Source organism: Pseudomonas sp. H1_A03 (genome assembly GCF_054685145.1).
The window spans coordinates 2,241,702-2,261,802 of record NZ_CP162829.1; the positions used below are offsets into that span (position 1 = coordinate 2,241,702).

Annotated in this window: 16 protein-coding genes; 10 read left to right on the forward strand and 6 right to left on the reverse strand. The window is 60.6% G+C overall.

Features of this window, described 5'->3' with window-relative positions:
• Nucleotides 1-39 precede the first annotated feature (39 nt).
• From AB4O35_RS10290 to AB4O35_RS10305, 4 genes are all read left to right on the forward strand, one after another.
• Nucleotides 40-1,485, forward strand: coding sequence for an aldehyde dehydrogenase family protein (locus AB4O35_RS10290; RefSeq protein ID WP_065875111.1), 1,446 nt, complete (start codon nucleotides 40-42; stop codon nucleotides 1,483-1,485).
• A gap of 99 nt (nucleotides 1,486-1,584) precedes the next feature.
• Entirely contained in the window at nucleotides 1,585-2,949 is a 1,365-nt protein-coding gene (locus AB4O35_RS10295) for an MFS transporter (protein ID WP_065875110.1), read from the forward strand.
• Between the two features lie 11 nt (nucleotides 2,950-2,960).
• A complete protein-coding gene (garD, locus tag AB4O35_RS10300; RefSeq protein WP_065875109.1) occupies nucleotides 2,961-4,514 on the forward strand; it encodes a galactarate dehydratase in 1,554 nt (517 codons plus the stop codon).
• Nucleotides 4,515-4,728: 214 nt separating this feature from the next.
• A complete protein-coding gene (locus AB4O35_RS10305) occupies nucleotides 4,729-5,670 on the forward strand; it encodes an AEC family transporter (protein ID WP_049710001.1) in 942 nt (313 codons plus the stop codon).
• A 110-nt stretch (nucleotides 5,671-5,780) separates the two neighbouring features.
• Here AB4O35_RS10305 and AB4O35_RS10310 read toward each other — a convergent pair whose 3' ends face one another.
• The 6 genes from AB4O35_RS10310 to gatC all read right to left on the reverse strand — a co-directional run bounded on the left by AB4O35_RS10310 (nucleotide 5,781) and on the right by gatC (nucleotide 11,008).
• Complete coding sequence (locus AB4O35_RS10310) at nucleotides 5,781-6,164, reverse strand: carboxymuconolactone decarboxylase family protein (RefSeq protein WP_065875108.1); 384 nt, start codon at nucleotides 6,162-6,164, stop codon at nucleotides 5,781-5,783.
• Entirely contained in the window at nucleotides 6,161-7,207 is a 1,047-nt protein-coding gene (locus AB4O35_RS10315; RefSeq protein ID WP_065875107.1) for a calcium/sodium antiporter, read from the reverse strand. The genes AB4O35_RS10310 and AB4O35_RS10315 overlap by 4 nt, the downstream gene beginning before the upstream one ends.
• Before the next feature lie 58 nt (nucleotides 7,208-7,265).
• Nucleotides 7,266-7,637 carry a septal ring lytic transglycosylase RlpA family protein gene (locus AB4O35_RS10320; protein ID WP_065875106.1) on the reverse strand — a complete coding sequence of 124 codons (372 nt, stop codon included), beginning with the start codon at nucleotides 7,635-7,637 and terminating at the stop codon, nucleotides 7,266-7,268.
• 159 nt (nucleotides 7,638-7,796) lie between these two features.
• Complete coding sequence (gatB, locus tag AB4O35_RS10325; RefSeq protein ID WP_065875105.1) at nucleotides 7,797-9,242, reverse strand: Asp-tRNA(Asn)/Glu-tRNA(Gln) amidotransferase subunit GatB; 1,446 nt, start codon at nucleotides 9,240-9,242, stop codon at nucleotides 7,797-7,799.
• Nucleotides 9,243-9,252: 10 nt separating this feature from the next.
• Nucleotides 9,253-10,704 (reverse strand): Asp-tRNA(Asn)/Glu-tRNA(Gln) amidotransferase subunit GatA, encoded by a 1,452-nt coding sequence (gene gatA, locus AB4O35_RS10330; RefSeq protein WP_065875104.1) that lies wholly within the window; start codon nucleotides 10,702-10,704, stop codon nucleotides 9,253-9,255.
• 16 nt (nucleotides 10,705-10,720) lie between these two features.
• Entirely contained in the window at nucleotides 10,721-11,008 is a 288-nt protein-coding gene (gatC, locus tag AB4O35_RS10335) for an Asp-tRNA(Asn)/Glu-tRNA(Gln) amidotransferase subunit GatC (protein ID WP_065875103.1), read from the reverse strand.
• Between the two features lie 210 nt (nucleotides 11,009-11,218).
• Here gatC and mreB point away from each other — a divergent pair, with 210 nt between their 5' ends.
• The 6 genes from mreB (at nucleotide 11,219) to AB4O35_RS10365 (ending at nucleotide 20,084) form a co-directional block, all read left to right on the forward strand.
• The gene (gene mreB / locus AB4O35_RS10340; RefSeq protein WP_002555108.1) at nucleotides 11,219-12,256 is read left to right on the forward strand and encodes a rod shape-determining protein MreB; all 1,038 of its coding nucleotides are present in this window, start codon (nucleotides 11,219-11,221) and stop codon (nucleotides 12,254-12,256) included.
• A gap of 140 nt (nucleotides 12,257-12,396) precedes the next feature.
• Nucleotides 12,397-13,527 carry a rod shape-determining protein MreC gene (mreC, locus tag AB4O35_RS10345; protein ID WP_083213962.1) on the forward strand — a complete coding sequence of 377 codons (1,131 nt, stop codon included), beginning with the start codon at nucleotides 12,397-12,399 and terminating at the stop codon, nucleotides 13,525-13,527.
• Nucleotides 13,527-14,015 (forward strand): rod shape-determining protein MreD, encoded by a 489-nt coding sequence (gene mreD, locus AB4O35_RS10350; RefSeq protein ID WP_049709993.1) that lies wholly within the window; start codon nucleotides 13,527-13,529, stop codon nucleotides 14,013-14,015. Before mreC ends, mreD begins: the two co-directional genes overlap by 1 nt.
• 51 nt (nucleotides 14,016-14,066) lie before the next feature.
• The gene (locus AB4O35_RS10355) at nucleotides 14,067-14,663 is read left to right on the forward strand and encodes a Maf family protein (protein WP_065875101.1); all 597 of its coding nucleotides are present in this window, start codon (nucleotides 14,067-14,069) and stop codon (nucleotides 14,661-14,663) included.
• Nucleotides 14,664-14,734: 71 nt separating this feature from the next.
• Nucleotides 14,735-16,192, forward strand: coding sequence for a ribonuclease G (gene rng / locus AB4O35_RS10360; protein WP_012722226.1), 1,458 nt, complete (start codon nucleotides 14,735-14,737; stop codon nucleotides 16,190-16,192).
• A gap of 76 nt (nucleotides 16,193-16,268) precedes the next feature.
• Nucleotides 16,269-20,084 (forward strand): YhdP family protein, encoded by a 3,816-nt coding sequence (locus AB4O35_RS10365; RefSeq protein WP_065875100.1) that lies wholly within the window; start codon nucleotides 16,269-16,271, stop codon nucleotides 20,082-20,084.
• Nucleotides 20,085-20,101 lie beyond the last annotated feature (17 nt).

The following is a 20,101-nucleotide window of genomic DNA, read 5'->3' on the forward strand; positions in this document are numbered from 1 at the left end:
GCTGAGCAATCAGCGGCCTTTTGCGTCAGGAGAAGATTCGTGTCCCAAGCCCAACGTTTTGACAACTACATCAACGGCCAATGGGTGGCCGGCGCTGACTATTGCGTCAACCTCAACCCGTCGGAGTTGTCCGATGTCATTGGTGAATACGCCAAGGCTGATGTTGCCCAAGTCAACGCCGCCATCGATGCTGCTCGCGCGGCGTTCCCGGCCTGGTCCACTTCCGGCATTCAAGCGCGCCACGATGCCTTGGATAAAGTCGGCAGCGAAATTCTCGCGCGCCGCGAAGAGCTCGGCACCTTGCTGGCTCGTGAAGAGGGCAAGACCCTGCCCGAGGCCATCGGCGAAGTGACTCGCGCCGGTAACATTTTCAAGTTCTTCGCCGGCGAATGCCTGCGCTTGTCCGGTGACTACGTGCCGTCGGTACGCCCGGGCGTCAACGTTGAAGTCACTCGCGAAGCCTTGGGTGTGGTCGGCCTGATCACCCCGTGGAACTTCCCGATTGCCATCCCCGCGTGGAAGATCGCCCCAGCCCTGGCCTACGGCAACTGCGTAGTGATCAAGCCTGCTGAACTGGTACCGGGCTGCGCCTGGGCCCTGGCCGAAATCATCTCGCGCGCCGGTTTCCCTGCCGGTGTATTCAACTTGGTGATGGGCAGCGGTCGCGTAGTGGGCGATGTGCTGGTCAACAGCCCGAAAGTCGATGGCATCAGCTTCACCGGTTCTGTGGGTGTAGGTCGCCAGATCGCTGTCAGCTGTGTCTCGCGCCAGGCCAAAGTGCAGTTGGAAATGGGCGGCAAGAACCCGCAGATCATCCTCGACGATGCCGACCTCAAGCAGGCCGTCGAGCTTTCGGTACAGAGCGCGTTCTACTCCACCGGCCAGCGTTGCACCGCCTCCAGCCGCTTGATCGTCACCGCCGGTATTCACGACCAGTTCGTCGCGGCCATGGCTGAACGCATGAAGTCGATCAAAGTCGGCCACGCCTTGAAAAGCGGCACCGATATCGGCCCGGTCGTTTCCCAGGCCCAGTTGGACCAGGACCTCAAGTACATCGACATCGGCCAAAGCGAAGGTGCGCGGCTGGTCAGCGGTGGCGGCCTGGTGACCTGTGATACCGAAGGCTATTACCTGGCGCCGACGCTGTTTGCCGACAGCGAAGCCGCCATGCGCATCAGCCGTGAAGAAATCTTTGGCCCAGTCGCCAACGTTGTGCGCGTGGCGGACTACGACGCGGCGCTGGCCATGGCCAACGACACCGAGTTCGGTTTGTCGGCGGGCATTGCCACCACTTCCTTGAAGTACGCCAACCACTTCAAACGCCACTCCCAGGCCGGGATGGTGATGGTCAACCTGCCAACCGCGGGTGTGGATTATCACGTTCCATTCGGTGGCCGTAAGGGCTCATCCTATGGTTCGCGTGAGCAAGGTCGCTATGCGCAAGAGTTCTACACCGTGGTGAAGACCAGCTACATCGGTTCGTAACAGCGACACCAGGTGGGGGCCAGATGCCTGCTGGCTCCCCCAACAAAAAAACAGAAAACCATTACCCGCAAAAAAAATAATTAGTGGGAGTACTTCTACATGCAAGCGACCAAGCCGACCCACGTCCGCTATTTGATCCTGCTCATGCTGTTCCTGGTGACCACGATCAACTACGCCGACCGGGCCACCATCGCCATCGCAGGTTCCAGCCTGCAAAAAGACCTCGGCATCGACGCGGTCACCCTCGGTTACATTTTCTCCGCATTCGGTTGGGCCTACGTGGCCGGGCAAATCCCCGGCGGCTGGCTGCTGGACCGCTTCGGCTCGAAAAAAGTCTATGCCCTGAGCATCTTCACCTGGTCACTGTTCACTGTGCTGCAAGGCTATGTCGGTGAGTTCGGTGTCTCCACCGCTGTTGTTGCGCTGTTTATGCTGCGCTTCATGGTGGGCCTGGCCGAAGCGCCATCGTTCCCCGGTAACGCACGTATCGTGGCAGCGTGGTTCCCTACCGCTGAGCGCGGTACCGCCTCGGCGATCTTCAACTCGGCGCAATACTTCGCCACCGTGTTGTTCGCGCCACTGATGGGCTGGATCGTCTACCGCTTCGGCTGGCAGCACGTGTTTATCGTGATGGGCGTGATCGGCATTATCTTCTCGCTGATTTGGCTGAAAGTTATCCACAGCCCGCGCCAGCACCCGCTGATCAACGAAGCTGAGCTCAATCACATCGCCGCCAACGGCGCGATGGTCGATATGGATCAGGACAAAGGCAAGGGCAAGAAAACCGACGGTCCGAAGTGGGATTACATCCGCCAGTTGCTGACCAACCGCATGATGCTCGGCGTCTACTTGGGCCAGTACTGCATCAATGGCATCACTTATTTCTTCCTGACGTGGTTCCCGGTGTACCTAGTGCAGGACCGTGGCATGACCATCCTCAAGGCGGGTTTCATCGCCTCGTTGCCAGCGATCTGCGGGTTTATCGGTGGCGTGCTCGGTGGGGTGATTTCCGACTACCTGCTGCGCAAGGGCCATTCCCTGACGTTCGCGCGCAAAGCACCGATCATTGCCGGCCTGTTGGTCTCCAGCAGCATCATCGCGTGTAACTACGTTGACGTTGAGTGGATGGTCGTGGGCTTCATGGCGTTGGCCTTCTTCGGCAAAGGCGTTGGCGCACTGGGTTGGGCGGTAGTGTCCGACACTTCGCCGAAACAAATCGCCGGCCTCAGTGGCGGCTTGTTCAACACCTTCGGTAACCTGGCGTCGATCACCACGCCGATTGTCATCGGCTACATCATCGCCACCACTGGTTCGTTCAAGTGGGCCCTGGTGTTCGTCGGCGCCAACGCACTGGTGGCGGTATTCAGCTATCTGGTCATCGTCGGTCCGATCAAGCGTGTGGTGCTCAAAGAGCCGCCAGCCAAAGGCCCAGAGCTGACCAACCTTACCGAAGCGCATTCCTGAGGGGCGATGTAATGCAGTTGATTGAACATGCCGACTCGCCGCGCTCGATTCGTTTGCACGAGCGCGACAACGTGGTGATCGTGGTCAATGACCAGGGCGTACCGGCCGGGACGGAGTTCCCGGACGGCCTGGTGACCGTGGATTTCATCCCCCAGAGCCACAAGGTGACCCTGGAAGATATCCCTGAAGGCGGTCAGATAATTCGCTACGGCCAGACCATCGGTTACGCCTTGGCGCCGATTCCGCGCGGCAGTTGGGTGCAGGAAGATCAACTGCGCATGCCGACCGCGCCGCCGCTGGACAGCTTGCCGCTGTCCACTGAGGTGCCTGAGACCCAGGCGCCGCTTGAAGGGTTTACGTTCGAGGGATACCGCAATGCCGACGGCACCGTGGGCACGCGCAATATCCTCGGGATCACCACTACGGTGCAGTGCGTCACCGGGGTGCTGGACCATGCGGTCAAGCGCATCAAGGATGAGTTGCTGCCCAAGTACCCGCACGTCGACGACGTAGTGGCGCTGACCCACAGCTACGGCTGCGGGGTGGCGATCACGGCGACGGATGCCTACATCCCGATCCGTACCGTGCGTAACCTGGCGCGCAACCCGAACCTGGGCGGCGAAGCACTCGTGATCAGCCTGGGCTGCGAGAAATTGCAGGCCGGGCAGGTCATGCACGATAACGACAGCTCCGTCGACCTTAGCGAGCCGTGGCTGTATCGACTGCAGGACTCCAGCCACGGCTTCACCGAAATGATCGAGCAGATCATGGCGCTGGCCGAGACGCGCTTGAAGAAGCTCGACCAGCGTCGCCGGGAAACCGTGCCGGCGTCCGAGCTGATCCTGGGCATGCAGTGTGGCGGCAGTGATGCATTCTCCGGCATCACCGCCAACCCGGCGTTGGGCTATGCCTCGGATTTGCTGTTGCGGGCGGGGGCGACGGTGATGTTTTCCGAAGTCACTGAGGTGCGTGATGCCATCTACCTGCTGACTTCGCGTGCCGAGAGCAAGGAAGTTGCCCAGGAACTGGTCAGGGAAATGGACTGGTACGACCGTTACCTGGCCAAGGGCGAAGCGGATCGCAGCGCCAACACCACGCCGGGCAACAAGAAGGGCGGCTTGTCGAACATTGTCGAGAAGTCCTTGGGCTCTATCGTCAAATCCGGCAGCAGCGCAATTAATGGTGTGCTGGGCCCGGGCGAGCGTTTCAAGGGCAAGGGCCTGATCTTTTGCGCCACGCCGGCCAGTGACTTTGTGTGCGGCACCTTGCAACTGGCGGCGGGGATGAACCTGCACGTGTTCACCACCGGGCGTGGCACGCCTTATGGGCTGGCGATGGCGCCGGTGGTAAAGGTGTCGACCCGCACGGAGCTGGCGCAGCGCTGGCCGGACCTGATTGATATCGACGCCGGGCGTATTGCGACCGGGCGCGCGAGCATCGAGGAGTTGGGTTGGGAGTTGTTTCACTTCTACCTGGATGTGGCCAGCGGCAAAAAGCAGACGTGGGCGGAGCATCACAAGCTGCATAACGACATCACCTTGTTTAACCCTGCGCCGATTACTTGACTGTAGTGAGCGGGCTTGCCCCGCGCTGGGGGGCGAAGCCGCCCCAAACCCAGGCGACTGAGTTCCAACTGGAGAAACTCAGTGCCGGAGATGGGGCGGTTTCGCCCCCCAGCGCGGGGCAAGCCCGCTCACTACAGGTATCTGGACCAGACGAAGCGGCCCGCACTGGCTTATCATTAGCCACCTAACGACGGTCACCAAGGTTTTCCCCGGCATGCTGGCAATTTTCCTCACCACCCTCACCATCACCGCGCCGGTGTTTGCCATGCTGTTCCTCGGTGTGCTGCTCAAGCGCATCAACTGGATCAACGACAACTTTATCCACACGGCTTCGTCCCTGGTGTTCAACGTCACCATGCCGGCGTTGCTGTTCCTCGGCATCCTGCATGCCGACCTGCATTCGGCGCTCAAGCCGGGCTTGCTGATTTACTTTTCCGTCGCCACCTTGCTCAGCTTTGCCCTGGCCTGGGGCTGGGCGATCTTTCGATGCAAGCGTGAAGACCGAGGCATCTACACCCAAGGCGCGTTTCGCGGCAACAACGGGGTGATCGGCCTGGCGCTCGCGGCCAGTATGTACGGCGACTACGGTATCTCCCTCGGCGCGATCCTCGCGGCGCTGGTGATCCTGTTCTACAACACGCTGTCGACCATTGTGCTGGCGGTGTACAGCCCGGTGATCAAGTCCGACCCGTGGAGCATTTTCAAAAGTGTGGTGGCCAACCCGCTGATCATCAGTGTGATCGTGGCTGCGCCGTTCGCCTATTTTCAAATCGGCCTGCCGGGCTGGCTGGAAAAATCCCTGCAGTACCTGGCAGACACTACGTTGCCACTGGCGTTGATCTGCATTGGCGGCACGTTGTCCCTGGCGGCATTGCGCAAGAGCGGCAACATGGCGTTGAGCGCGAGCTTGATGAAAATGGTCTGGCTCCCGGTCGTCGCCACTCTGGGGGCATGGTTGCTTGGCTTCCGAGGGCCAGAGTTGGGGATTTTGTTCCTGTACTTCGGCGCACCAACCGCCGCTGCAAGCTTCGTGATGGCCAGGGCGGCTGACGGTAACCATGAATTGGCGGCGGCGATTATCGTGATCACCACCTTGATGGCGGCGGTGACTACGAATATCGGGATTTTTGTGTTGCAGGCGGGTGGTTGGATCTGAGAGTGGCGGTGTGGTTCAGGGCCAATCGCAGGCAAGCCAGCTCCCACACTTTCAATGTATTCACAAATCAGAATGTGGGAGCTGGCTTGCCTGCGATAGCTATTTAAAAGTCACTGCTTATCGGCCTGATACGCCTCAATCACTTCCTGTGCCGCCCGAAACGCATCAATCGCCGCCGGCACACCGGCATACACCGCGCAATGCAGCAGCGCCTCGCGGATCTCTTCCACGGTGCAACCATTATTCAGAGCGCCCCGCACATGGCCCTTGAGTTCCTGCGGGCACTTGAGTGCGGTCAGGGCGGCGAGGGTGATCAGGCTGCGGGTTTTCAGCGGCAACCCTTCGCGGTTCCATACACTGCCCCAGGCATGTTCGTTGACGAAGTCCTGCAGCGGCTGGGTGAACTCGGTGGCATTGCCCAGGGCGCGGTCGACGAACACATCGCCCATGACCTGGCGACGCATTTCAACCCCGGGCTTTTTCTGATCGGTCATTGCGATTCCCTCTTGTGTTGGCGGCGCCAGGCTCGCAGCGTGCTGAACAACAGAAAAGCCACCAGCACTGGCAGGACATAAAACAACATCAGTTGCTCGAGCTTGTTGGCCAGGGGCATTCCGGTGGTGAACGCCATCACGTGCAGCCCGTACGCCAGGTACAGGCCCAGCAGCACCAAGCCTTCGGCGCGGGTCAGGCGGTAGCCGGTATAGAACATCGGCAGGCACAGCACCACGACAGCGAGCATCACCGGCAGGTCGAAGTCCAGGGCGTTGGGCGATACTGACAGCGGCGAAGGGGCGAGCATGGCGGTCAAGCCCAAGACGCCAAGCAGATTGAACAGGTTGCTGCCGATCACATTGCCCACGGCAATTTCCCGCTGCCCGCGCAGGGCGGCAATCAGCGAAGTCGCCAGGCACGGCAGCGAGGTGCCGACGCCGATCAGTGTCAGGCCAATCACACGCTCCGACAGGCCCAGATCGCCCGCCACATCCACCGCCGCGCCCAGCAGCAAATGCCCAGCCAGCACCAGGATCAACAACCCGCTGAGCATCTGCAGCACGCTGCTCAGCCAGGGTGCGCGGGCCACTGTGTCCAGCGTACGTGGGCGGCGAGAGTGACGGGTCTGGTAGTGCAAAACGCCGAGGTAAGCAGCCAGGGCCACGAGCAGCAACAGGCCGTCGGTGGGCGTAAGCTCTTCATTGGCCGCCAGGGTAAACACCAGCAGCCCGGCCAGGATCATCACTGGGATGTCCAGGCGCACCAGCTGGCGCGAGACTCGCAGCGGAATGATCAGCGCCGACAGGCCCAGGGTCACCAGGATGTTGAAGATGCTGCTGCCGATTACGCTGCCCACGGCGATGTCTGTATTGCCCGCCAGGGTGGCCTGCAGGCTGACGGTCATCTGTGGCGCGCTGCTGCCGAAGGAGACGATCGTCAGGCCGATGATCAGCGGCCGTACCTTGAGGCTTGCGGCCAGGCGCACGGCCGCGCGCACCAGGATTTCGGCGCCGATGATCAGTAGCAGCAGGCCGCTGACCAATTCCAGCAGGCTCCAGGGCGAGAGGGCGGTTAATCCAAAAATGGCCAGGGCTCCATCGTCAGTTGCTCAAGGCTTGTACGCGCACTCGCGCCGTACCGCTGCTGATCATGCCTAGCTGCTCGGCAGCCTTGCGTGAAAGATCGATCAAGCGCCCACGGGTGTGCGGGCCGCGATCATTGATGCGGACAACCACGGATTTGTCGTTGTCGAGATTGGTGACCTTGACCTGGGTACCGAACGGTAAGCGCCGGTGGGCGGCGGTCAGGCCGTATTGGTTGAAGGGTTCACCGCTGGCAGTCTTATTGCCGTGGTGTTTGGCGCCGTAATAGGAGGCGGTGCCGGTTTCGTCATAGCCGTTGGGGTTGATGACGCCGTTGGCGCAGCCGGCCAGTAGAGAGAACAAGGCCAGTAGGCCGAGTAGACGCTTCATTTTCAAGATGCCCCCGTCACAAATGTGGGAGCGGGCTTGCTCGCGAATGCGGTGTGTCAGCTAAATATTCATTTACTGATCCACCGCATTCGCGAGCAAGCCCGCTCCCACAGGGGGTCCGAGTAGAGCATGAAATCTCCCCCGGACCATTCATTGCTATCAGCCTTCAAGCTTGCTTTTCAGCAGCTCGTTCACTTGTTGCGGGTTGGCCTTGCCTTTGGAGGCTTTCATCGCCTGGCCCACAAAGAAGCCGAACATCTTGCCGCGCTTGGCTTCGTCTGCCGCACGGTATTGCTCGACCTGCTCGGCATTGGCCGCGAGCATTTCATCCAGAACGGCCGAAATCGCGCCGCTGTCGGTGACTTGCTTGAGGCCACGCTTCTCGATGATCTCGTCCGCGCTGCCTTCACCGCTGGCCATGGCTTCAAACACGGTCTTGGCGATTTTGCCGGAGATGGTGTTGTCCTTGATGCGCAGCAGCATGCCGCCCAGTTGCTCGGCGGTGACTGGCGCTTCGTCTATTTCCAGGCCCTGCTTGTTCAGCAGGCTGCCCAGCTCAACCATCACCCAGTTGGCCGCCAGCTTGGCGTCACCGGCAATGCTCACGACTTTTTCAAAGTAGTTGGCTTGTTCGCGGCTGGAGGCCAAAACGCTGGCATCGTAGACCGATAGGCCGAACTGCTCCTGGAAGCGCTCGCGTTTTTGCTGCGGCAGCTCCGGCAGGGTGGCGCGCACGTCATTGAGGAACGAGTCTTCGATGACCACCGGCAACAGGTCCGGATCGGGGAAGTAACGGTAGTCGTTGGCTTCCTCTTTGCTGCGCATGGCGCGGGTTTCGTCTTTGTTCGGGTCGTACAGGCGGGTTTGCTGGATGACCTTGCCGCCGTCTTCGATCAGTTCGATCTGGCGACGCACTTCGCTGTTGATCGCCTTCTCGATGAAGCGGAACGAGTTGACGTTCTTGATCTCGCAGCGGGTGCCGTACTCGGATTGGCCCTTGGGACGGATCGACACGTTGCAGTCGCAGCGCAGCGAGCCTTCGGCCATGTTGCCGTCGCAGATGCCCAGGTAGCGCACCAGCGCGTGGATCGTCTTGACGTAGGCCACGGCTTCCTTGGCGCTGCGCATGTCCGGCTCGGAGACGATTTCCAGCAGCGGCGTGCCGGCGCGGTTCAGGTCGATACCGGTCGCGCCCGGGAATTCTTCGTGCAGGCTCTTGCCAGCATCTTCTTCCAGGTGGGCGCGGGTGACGCCGACGCGCTTGATGGTGCCGTCTTCCAGAGGAATGTCCAGGTGGCCCTTGCCGACGATCGGCAATTCCATCTGGCTGATCTGGTAGCCCTTGGGCAGGTCCGGGTAAAAGTAGTTCTTGCGCGCGAACACGTTGTGCTGGCCGATCTCGGCGTCAATCGCCAGGCCGAACATCACCGCCATGCGCACCGCTTCCTGGTTCAGCACCGGCAGTACACCGGGCATGCCCAGGTCTACCAGGCTGGCCTGGGTGTTGGGCTCGGAGCCGAACGTGGTGGCGCTACCGGAGAAAATCTTCGATTGGGTGGCGAGCTGGGTATGAATCTCCAGCCCGATCACAACTTCCCATTGCATAGTGTTGTCCTCAGAAGCCGGTAGGGGTGCGGGTGTGCCAGTCGGTGTTCAACTGGTACTGGTGCGCCACATTGAGCAGGCGGCCTTCCTGGAAATACGGGGCGAGCAATTGCACGCCCACCGGCAGGCCATCGACGAAACCGGCAGGCATGGACAAGCCCGGCAAGCCCGCGAGGTTGGCGGTGATGGTGTACAGGTCTTCCAGGTACTCGGCGATCGGGTCGCCGGTCTTGGCACCGATCTTCCAGGCCGGGTTCGGCGTGGTTGGACCGAGGATCACGTCGACGTCTTCAAAGGCAGCCATGAAGTCGTTCTTGATCAGGCGACGGATTTTCTGCGCCTTCAGGTAGTAAGCGTCGTAGTAGCCAGCCGACAGGGCGTAGGCGCCGACCATGATGCGGCGTTGCACTTCGGCACCGAAGCCTTCGCCACGTGAGCGCTTATAAAGGTCGGTGAGGTCTTTCGGGTTTTCGCAGCGGTAGCCGAAGCGCACGCCATCGAAGCGCGACAGGTTGGATGACGCTTCTGCCGGGGCGATTACGTAGTACGCAGGAATCGCGTGCTGGTTGTTCGGCAGGCTGATTTCCTTGATCACAGCACCGAGGCTTTCCAGCGTCTTGACGCTGTTGTGCACCAGCTCCGCGATACGCGGGTCGAGGCCAGCGCTGAAGTATTCCTTTGGCACACCGATGCGCAGGCCTTTGAGCGAGGTGTTAAGGCTGGCGCTGTAGTCCGGCACGGGCTCATCGATGCTGGTGGAGTCCTGTTTATCGAAGCCTGCCATGCCTTGTAACAAAATCGCGCAGTCTTCGGCCGTGCGTGCCAGAGGGCCACCCTGATCGAGGCTGGACGCGTAGGCGATCATGCCCCAGCGGGAAACGCGACCGTACGTCGGCTTCAAACCGGTGAGGTTGGTGAACGCGGCCGGCTGGCGAATCGAGCCGCCGGTGTCGGTGGCGGTGGCGGCGGGCAGGAAGCGCGCAGCCACTGCGGCAGCCGAACCACCGGAGGAACCGCCGGGCACGTGGTCCAGGTTCCAGGGGTTTTTCACTGCGCCGTAGTAGCTCGACTCGTTGGCCGAACCCATGGCGAATTCGTCCATGTTGGTCTTGCCCAGGGTCACGGCGCCGGCGGCGGCCAGCTTGGACACCACGGTAGCGTCGTAGGGCGCCTTGAAGTTGTCGAGCATCTTCGAGCCGCAGCTGGTGCGAATGCCCTGGGTGCAGAACAAGTCCTTGTGGGCAATAGGTGCGCCCAGCAGCGCGCCATTTTCACCGTTGGCGCGACGTGCGTCGGCAGCCTTTGCCTGGCTCAAGGCCAGCTCTTCGGTGAGGCTGATGAAGCTGTTAACCTTTGGATCAAGCTCGGCGATACGCGCAAGCAGGGTCTTGGTCAGCTCTTCGGAAGAAAACTTTTTTTCGGCGAGACCGCGGGCGATCTCGGCCAGAGTCATGTGATGCATTGCAGGCTCTTTCCCTTTAGTCGATGACTTTCGGAACCAGGTACAGGCCGTTTTCGACCGCTGGCGCAATGGACTGGTAAGCCTCGCGATTATTACGCTCGGTCACGACGTCTGCGCGCAGGCGCTGGCTGGCTTCCAGTGGATGAGCCAGGGGCTCGATGCCGTCGGTATTCACGGCCTGCATTTGGTCGACCAGCCCGAGAATACTGTTCAGGGCTGCGGTGGTCTGTGGAAGATCGGCATCATTAAGGCCAAGCGAGGCCAGATGCGCGATTTTTTCCACGTCGGAGCGTTCAAGTGTCATGGGAATCTCCAGTGGAAAACAGAACGGAGGCTGTCCGTGTGTTAGATTGTCGGAACACTACCGCATTTCTACGGTCTTACGGCCGCGATTGTGGGGGTTGGTGCACAGAAAGTCGGCCAATTTAGCACATTGGCGCCTTGCCCAAAATCCCTGTCGTTGTTAGAGTTTGCCGCACTTTTTTACCCACGCGTTGCCTAGGGTCCCTTTCCCATGTTCAAGAAACTGCGTGGCATGTTTTCCAGCGATCTTTCCATTGACCTGGGCACTGCCAACACCCTTATTTACGTGCGCGAGCGCGGTATCGTCCTGAATGAGCCATCAGTTGTGGCCATTCGGACCCATGGTAATCAGAAAAGTGTCGTTGCCGTCGGCACCGAGGCCAAGCGCATGCTCGGCCGCACACCAGGCAATATTGCCGCCATTCGTCCGATGAAAGACGGCGTGATCGCTGACTTCAGTGTCTGCGAGAAGATGCTGCAGTACTTCATCAACAAGGTTCACGAAAACAGTTTCCTGCAGCCCAGCCCTCGTGTGCTGATCTGCGTGCCGTGCAAGTCCACCCAGGTTGAGCGTCGAGCCATCCGTGAATCGGCCCTCGGCGCCGGTGCCCGGGAAGTGTTCCTGATCGAAGAGCCAATGGCTGCTGCGATCGGTGCCGGCCTGCCGGTTGAAGAAGCCCGCGGTTCGATGGTGGTGGATATCGGTGGTGGTACCACTGAAATCGCCCTGATTTCCCTGAACGGTGTGGTGTATGCCGAATCCGTACGTGTAGGCGGCGACCGCTTCGACGAAGCGATCATCACCTATGTGCGTCGTAACTACGGCAGCCTGATCGGCGAATCCACCGCTGAGCGCATCAAGCAGGAAATCGGTACCGCTTACCCGGGCGGCGAAGTGCGCGAAGTTGATGTTCGCGGTCGCAACCTGGCCGAAGGCGTTCCACGTGCTTTCACCCTGAACTCCAATGAAGTGCTGGAAGCTCTGCAAGAGTCCCTGGCCACCATCGTTCAGGCTGTGAAGAGCGCCCTGGAGCAATCGCCGCCGGAACTGGCTTCCGACATCGCCGAGCGTGGCCTGGTGTTGACCGGTGGTGGCGCCTTGCTGCGCGACCTCGACAAACTGCTGGCCCAGGAAACCGGCCTGCCGGTGATCGTCGCCGAAGACCCGCTGACCTGCGTCGCCCGTGGCGGTGGCCGTGCACTGGAAATGATGGATAAACACACCATGGACCTGCTCTCCAGCGAATGAGTCGTTGCTGGTAAGCCCATGTTTCGCCCGCAGGCAGCACTTTGCAGTGCTGCCTGTTGGCGTTTATCTTCTTCAATCTGCATCCAGGCCGGTTAGATGCCGTATGAATAAAGAGAACATTTGCCTGGGAGGAGCGGCCTATTAAACCGCTTTTCGCCAAAGGCCCCTCATTGGGCGTGCGCCTGTTGGTGCTGGTCGTGCTTTCGGTCGCGCTGATGGTGGTCGATGCTCGCTTTGCACTGCTTAAGCCCGTGCGCAGCCAAATGTCGCTGGTGTTGATGCAGACCTACTGGATCACCGACCTGCCGCAACGTCTGTACCAGGGCGTGGCCAGCCAATTTGGCAGCCGCACTGAGCTGGTTGCCGAAAATGAAAAACTCAAGACCGAAAACCTGCTGTTGCAGGGGCGCATGCAAAAGCTCGCGGCCCTCACCGAGCAGAACGTTCGGCTGCGCGAGTTGCTCAATTCCTCCGCGCTGGTCAACGAAAAGGTCGAAGTGGCCGAGTTGATCGGCATGGACCCCAACCCCTTCACCCACCGCATCATCATCAACAAGGGTGAGCGCGACGGTGTGGTCCTCGGCCAGCCGGTGCTTGATGCACGTGGCCTGATGGGCCAGGTGGTTGAGCTGATGCCCTACACCTCGCGGGTATTGCTGCTGACGGACACCACCCACAGCATTCCGGTGCAGGTCAACCGCAACGGCCTGCGTGCGATTGCCAGCGGCACCGGCAACCCCGAGCGCCTGGAACTGCGCCATGTGGCCGATACCGCCGACATCAAGGAAGGCGACCTGTTGGTCAGCTCCGGCCTGGGTCAGCGGTTCCCAGCGGGTTATCCGGTGGCGACGGTCAAGGAAGTCATCCACGATTCCGGTCAGCCGTTCGCCATTGTGCGTGCCGTGCCGACTGCCGCCTTGAACCGCAGCCGCTACCTGCTGCTGGTGTTCAGCGACAATCGCACCCCGGAAGAGCGCGCCAACGACGCCGCCCAGGCTCAGGAAGCGGAAGACCAAAAGAACGGCACTGCGCCGATCATTCCGGCCACCGTGCCCAAGCCTGCTCCGGCTACGCCTGCGGTGGCCCCGGCAGTGGCGGCGCCTGTTGCTACCTCAGTCAAGCCTGCTGCGCACCCGGTCAAACCGGCCGCGACCAAACCACCCGCGTCGACGCCGGCCGCCGCAACACCCGCGACTAAACCGCCTGCTGCTGCCCCGGCCACGCGCCCGGCAGCTACCGCCCCGGCAACCACGCGGCAGAGGGAAGAATAATGGCCGGTACTCATTCGCAAAACGGCTGGATCGTCTGGCTGACCTTCGCCATCGGCCTGCTGCTCAGCGTTTCGCCGCTGCCACAGTTCATGGAAATCCTGCGCCCGCTCTGGCTGGCGTTGCTGCTGGCTTTCTGGTCGCTGAACCTGCCGCATAAAGTCGGCATGGTCACCGCCATGTTCCTGGGCTTGGCGGAAGATGTGCTCTATGGCACCTTGCTGGGCCAGAACGCATTGATCCTGACCCTGATCACTTTCCTGGTGCTGTCGTTGCAGCAGCGTCTGCGCATGTTCCCGATGTGGCAGCAGTGCCTGGTGATCCTGGTGATTTTCGGCCTGGCGCAGCTTGTTCAGCTGTGGCTCAGCGCCTTGACCGGTAACCGGCAGCCGACCTTGGCGCTGGTATTGCCGGCCCTGGTCAGCGCCTTGCTGTGGCCGTGGATCAGTTTTGGCCTGCGTGGGTTGCGTCGTCGCTATAAGATCAATTGAATGGATTGCGAGGCTCTGCCTGGTTATCGAACCCTACAGGGAGAGTCTGCAATGAATTCGCTTTACCTGGCCTCGGGCTCACCGAGGCGGCGTGAACTGCTGACCCAGATCGGTGTGCCTTTCACCGTGGTCAGCGCCGCCATTGATGAAACCCCTCTCACAAACGAATCTGCTGTTTCCTACGTCGAGCGTTTAGCGCGGGGCAAGGCAGCGGCGGGTTTTGCTGCGCTTGAACACCCTGCTGGCGCCTGTGTGCTGGGGGCCGACACTGCCGTGATCGTCGATGGCCAGATCCTCGGCAAACCTGTGGACCAGGCCGATGCCTTGGCGATGTTGATGGCCCTGTCGGGGCGTGAACACGAAGTGCTCACCGCCATATCCCTTACCGACGGCCAGCGTTGCGAAACCCGATGTGTCAGCAGTCGTGTGCTTTTTCGTGGGATTTCTGTCGAGGAGGCTACAACCTACTGGCACAGTGGTGAACCTCAGGACAAAGCAGGCAGCTATGCTATCCAAGGGTTGGGTTCGGTGTTTGTCGCCGGCCTCAATGGCAGTTATTCCGCCGTGGTAGGGCTGCCGGTGTGCGAAACCGCGCAACTGCTCGACCAATTCGGCATACCCTGTTGGCAAAACCTTACCGCGCGCTGAACGCCGTTATTGGCGCGCCCAGCCTTAAGCGACCGGTCACTATTGTGAAAACGCCTGAACGAGACCCAGCCATGAGTGAAGAGATTCTGATCAATATCACGCCGATGGAATCGCGCGTGGCGGTGGTAGAGAACGGTGTTCTGCAAGAAGTGCACGTGGAGCGCACCCAGAAGCGCGGGATCGTCGGCAATATCTACAAAGGCAAGGTAGTGCGGGTATTGCCGGGGATGCAGGCGGCATTTGTCGATATTGGCCTGGACCGAGCTGCGTTTATCCATGCCTCCGAGATTTCCCTGCGCGAAGGCCCGGCGGTCGAAAGTATCAGCGCCCTGGTGCATGAAGGGCAGAGCCTGGTGGTGCAAGTCACCAAGGACCCCATCGGCTCCAAGGGCGCACGCCTGACCACTCAGCTGTCGATTCCGTCGCGTTACCTGGTGTACATGCCGCGTACCGCGCATGTCGGCATTTCCCTGAAGATCGAGGACGAAGCCGAGCGCGAGCGCCTGAAGAAGGTGGTCAGCGACTGCGTGGCGGCCGAGGGCATCAAGGAAGCCGGTGGGTTTATCCTGCGCACCGCCGCTGAAGGTGCTGGTGCCGATGAGATCCTCATGGACATCCGCTACCTGCGGCGCCTGTGGGACCAGATCGATGCCCAGATCAAGACCATCAGTGCACCCAGCGTTATTTATGAAGACTTGGGCCTGGCCCTGCGCACGTTGCGCGACTTGGTCAGCCCCAAGATTGAGAAAATTCGCATCGACTCGCGGGAAACTTTCCAGCGCACCACGCAATTCGTTGCCGAATTGATGCCGGAAATTGCCGACCGCCTGGAACACTACCCCGGCGAACGGCCGATCTTCGACCTGTATGGCGTCGAAGACGAAATCCAGAAAGCCCTGGAACGCAAGGTGCCGCTCAAATCCGGCGGCTACCTGGTGGTGGACCCGGCAGAAGCCATGACCACCATCGACGTCAACACCGGCGCATTTGTTGGTCATCGCAACCTTGAAGAAACCATTTTCAAGACCAACCTCGAAGCGGCCACCGCGATTGCCCGCCAGCTGCGTCTGCGAAACCTGGGCGGGATCATCATCATCGATTTCATCGACATGGAAGATGAAGAGCACCAGCGCCAGGTGCTGCGTACCCTCGAGAAGCAGCTGGAGCGCGATCACGCCAAGACCAACATCATCGGCATTACCGAGTTGGGCCTGGTGCAAATGACCCGCAAGCGCACCCGCGAAAGCCTTGAGCAGGTGCTGTGCGAGCCGTGCAGCAGCTGCCAGGGACGCGGTAAATTGAAGACCCCGGAAACGGTTTGCTACGAGATTTTCCGCGAAATCCTACGAGAGGCACGTGCTTACCAGGCCGAAGGTTATAGAGTGCTGGCCAACCAAAAAGTGGTGGACCGGCTGTTGGACGAAGAGTCCGGCAACGTTGCCGAACTGGAAGGGTTTATCGGGCGCACGATACGCTTCCAGGTTGAAACCATGTATTCCCAGGAACAATACGACGTGGTGCTGCTCTGATCCCCAATCGTTTTCTTTTTATGAGACTGGCAGACCTTGATCTGCCGTCCGACTACCGCCTTGAGGGTCGCCTGACATGGAGCGTCTGATACGCTTTTTTGCCGCTTTGACCCGTTGGGGCCTTGGCCTTTGTGCCTTGCTGCTGGTATTGGCGGCGGTGTATGTGAGTCTGGGGCGTGAATTGACGCCGCTGGTGGCCGAGTACCGTGCGGAAGTCGAGGCCAAGGCCCAGGCTGCGGTGGTCATGCCTGTGCACATCGGCAGCCTGGAAGGCCGCTGGAGCGGCTTCGCGCCGGTATTGCTGGCCCATGATGTGATGGTGGGCGAGGGCAACAGTGGCTTGCGCCTGGACCAGGTCGAAGTGGTACCGGACATCTGGGCAAGCGTGATGGCCCGCGAAGTGCGCATTGCGCATTTGCAAGTCAGTGGCCTGCAGCTCAGTGCCAAGGAAGACAAGGACGGGAAATGGGTCCTGCAAGGTCTGCCGGTGCAGGACGACCAGCCGCTGGACCCGGAGCAGTTGCTCAAGCGCATGCAGTTGGTCAAGCGTGTGTCGCTGCTCGACAGCCAGGTGACGTTGCAACCGTTTGACCATGCGCCAGTGACCCTGACGTATGTCGGCCTCAGCTTGCATACCGGCATCACCCGCCAACGCTTGGACGCGCGCTTGACCTTGCCGGACGGCCAGCCCCTTGCCATGAGCCTGCGCACGCGTATTCGTGCCAGCCAGTGGAAAGACGCTGAAGTCCAGGCCTATCTGAGCCTGCCGCAAAGCGACTGGGCCAAATGGATTCCTGCCAAGCTGACCCAGCAGTGGAAACTCACTCAGTTCAAGGCCGGTGGCGAATTCTGGCTGAACTGGGCCAAAGGTACCGTACAGAGTGCGGTGGTGCGTCTGAACTCGCCGCAGGTCAAGGGCAGCTACGCCGATCGTAAGCCCGTGCATATCGAAAACCTTGCGCTCACCGCCTACCTGCAACGCAGTGACACGGGCCTCAAGGTGCTGTTCGACTCACTGGCGATGAACCTGGGGGAAACGCGCTGGGAGTCGCGCGTGCAACTGCAACAAACCCTGGCCACCGACAAGGCTCAGGAAGTCTGGAAGCTGCAGGCCGACCGCCTTGACCTGACGCCAATCACGCCACTGCTCAACGCCCTGGCACCGCTGCCGGAAGGGTTCGCCAAGACTGTAGAGCACCTCAAGGCCACTGGCCTGTTGCGTAACGTGCTGGTGGATTTTCGCCCTCAAGACACTACCGATCAAAAACTCAGCTTCGCTGCCAACCTCGATCGCGTCGGTTTTGATGCCTACTCTGGCGCCCCGGCCGCGCGTAACGTTTCCGGCAGCATCAGCGGCGACTTGGGCCAGGGCGAGTTGCGCATGGACAGCAAGGATTTTTCCCTGCACCTCGATCCGATCTTTGCCAAGCCGTGGCAGTACATCCAGGCCAATGCGCGCCTGACGTGGAAGCTGGACAAAGAAGGCTTCACCCTGATCGCCCCGTATATCAAGGTGCTGGGCGAAGAGGGCAAGGTGGCTGCTGACTTTCTGATTCGCCTGCATTTTGACCACAGCCAGGAAGACTACATGGACCTGCGCGTCGGCTTGGTCGAGGGTGATGGGCGCTTCACTCCCAAGTACTTGCCGGCGGTATTGAGCCCCGCACTGGATGAATGGCTGCGCACGGCGATTCTCAAGGGCGCGGTGGATCAAGGGTTCTTCCAGTACCAGGGTTCGCTGAACCACGACGCGCTGCCGGCTTCGCGCAATATCAGCCTGTTTTTCAAGGTGCATGACGCTGAACTGGCCTTTCAACCGGGCTGGCCGCATGTGAGCAAGGTCAATGGCGAAGTGTTTGTCGAGGAAAGCGGTGTGCGCATCCTGGCCAGCAAAGGCCAGTTGCTCGACACGAAGGTCAAGGACATCTACGTCAATATCCCTCACGCACCTGCCGGCAAGGACAGTCACCTGTTGCTCACCGGTAATTTTGCCGGCGGCTTGGGCGATGGTCTGAAAATCCTCCAGGAAGCGCCGATTGGCACCGCATCGACGTTCGCCGGATGGAAGGGTGAGGGCGACTTGCAAGGCAGCCTTGACCTGGATATTCCGTTGACCAAGGGTGCCGATCCAAAAATCGTGGTGGACTTCAAAACCGATAAGTCGCGCTTGCAACTGGCTGAGCCGACCCTGGACCTGACCCAGCTCAAGGGTGATTTCCGTTTTGACAGCACCAAAGGCCTCAGTGGCCAGAACATCACGGCCCAAGCGTTTGACCGGCCGATCACCGCGCAGATTTTCGCCGATGGCAAGCCGGGCAGCATCAGCACCCGCGTGGCTGCCAAGGGTCAGGTGACGGTCAAGCGGCTGACGGACTGGTTGAACGTCAGCCAACCGCTGCCGGTGTCTGGCGATATTCCCTACCAACTGCAATTGACCCTGGACGGTGCCGACAGCCAACTGATGGTCAGCTCCAACCTCAAGGGTGTGGCGGTGGATTTGCCCGCGCCGTTCGGGATGCCAGCCAGCCAGGGGCGTGACAGTGTGTTTCGCATGACCTTGCAGGGCGCCGAGCGCCGTTATTGGTTCGATTACGGCGAACTGGCGAACTTCACCTTTGCTGCGCCGCCGGACAGATTCAATGATGGCCGCGGTGAACTGTTCCTCGGGGATGGGGACGCCGTGCTGCCGGGCGCCAAGGGTTTGCGCATTCGTGGTGTGCTCTCGGAGCTGGACATCGATCCGTGGAAAAAGCTGGTGAACCAGTACGCCGGCAATGACCCGGGGGGGAGTGCCAAGCAACTGCTGAGCAGTGCCGACTTCAAAATCGGCAAACTCACCGGTCTGGGCACCCAGTTCGATCAGGTCAACCTGCAACTCAACCGCAAACAGGCGGCCTGGGGCTTGCAGCTCGACAGCCAGCAGGCCAAGGGCACAGTCGACCTGCCTGACGCCAAGGGCGCGCCGATTGCGATCAACCTGCAATATGTGAAACTGCCGGCGGTGGATCCGACGGTGCAGGCGGACGAAAACGCGCCGGACCCTTTGGCAAGTATCGATCCCAAGGATATTCCGGCGCTGGATATCGCCATTGATCAGCTGTTCCAGGGCCCGGAGCTGGTGGGCGCCTGGTCGCTGAAAATCCGCCCGACCGCCAAAGGCCTGGTCTTCAATAACCTGGACCTGGGCCTCAAGGGCATGCAGCTCAAGGGCGCCGGTGGTTGGGAAGGTGCGGCGGGCGACAGCAGCAGTTGGTACAAGGGCCGTTTGGACGGTAAGAATATCGCCGATGTGCTCAAGGGCTGGGGCTATGCCCCCACCGTCACCAGCCAGGATTTCCACTTGGATGTGGATGGTCGCTGGCCTGGTTCGCCAGCCTATGTCGGGCCTAAGCGCTTCTCCGGCAGCTTGGATGCCGCGTTCCGCAACGGCCAGTTCGTGGAAGTGGAGGGTGGCGCCCAGGCCCTGCGGGTATTTGGCCTGCTGAACTTCAACTCCATCGGGCGCCGGTTGCGTCTGGACTTCTCGGACTTGCTCGGCAAGGGCTTGAGCTATGACCGAGTCAAAGGCTTGTTGGCGGCGAGTAGCGGTGTATTTGTAACCCGTGAACCGATCACCATGACCGGGCCTTCTACCAACCTGGAGCTCAACGGCACCCTGGACCTGGTAGCAGACCGTGTCGACGCCAAGCTGCTGGTCACCCTGCCGGTTACCAACAACCTTCCGATCGCAGCGCTGATCGTGGGGGCGCCCGCCATTGGTGGCGCGCTGTTCCTGATCGACAAGCTGATTGGTGATCGTGTTGCACGCTTCGCGAGCGTGCAATACAAGGTCGAAGGGCCGTGGAAGGACCCGAAAATCACCTTCGACAAGCCATTTGAAAAACCAAACTGAGGGCCTGTGGAGTAGCA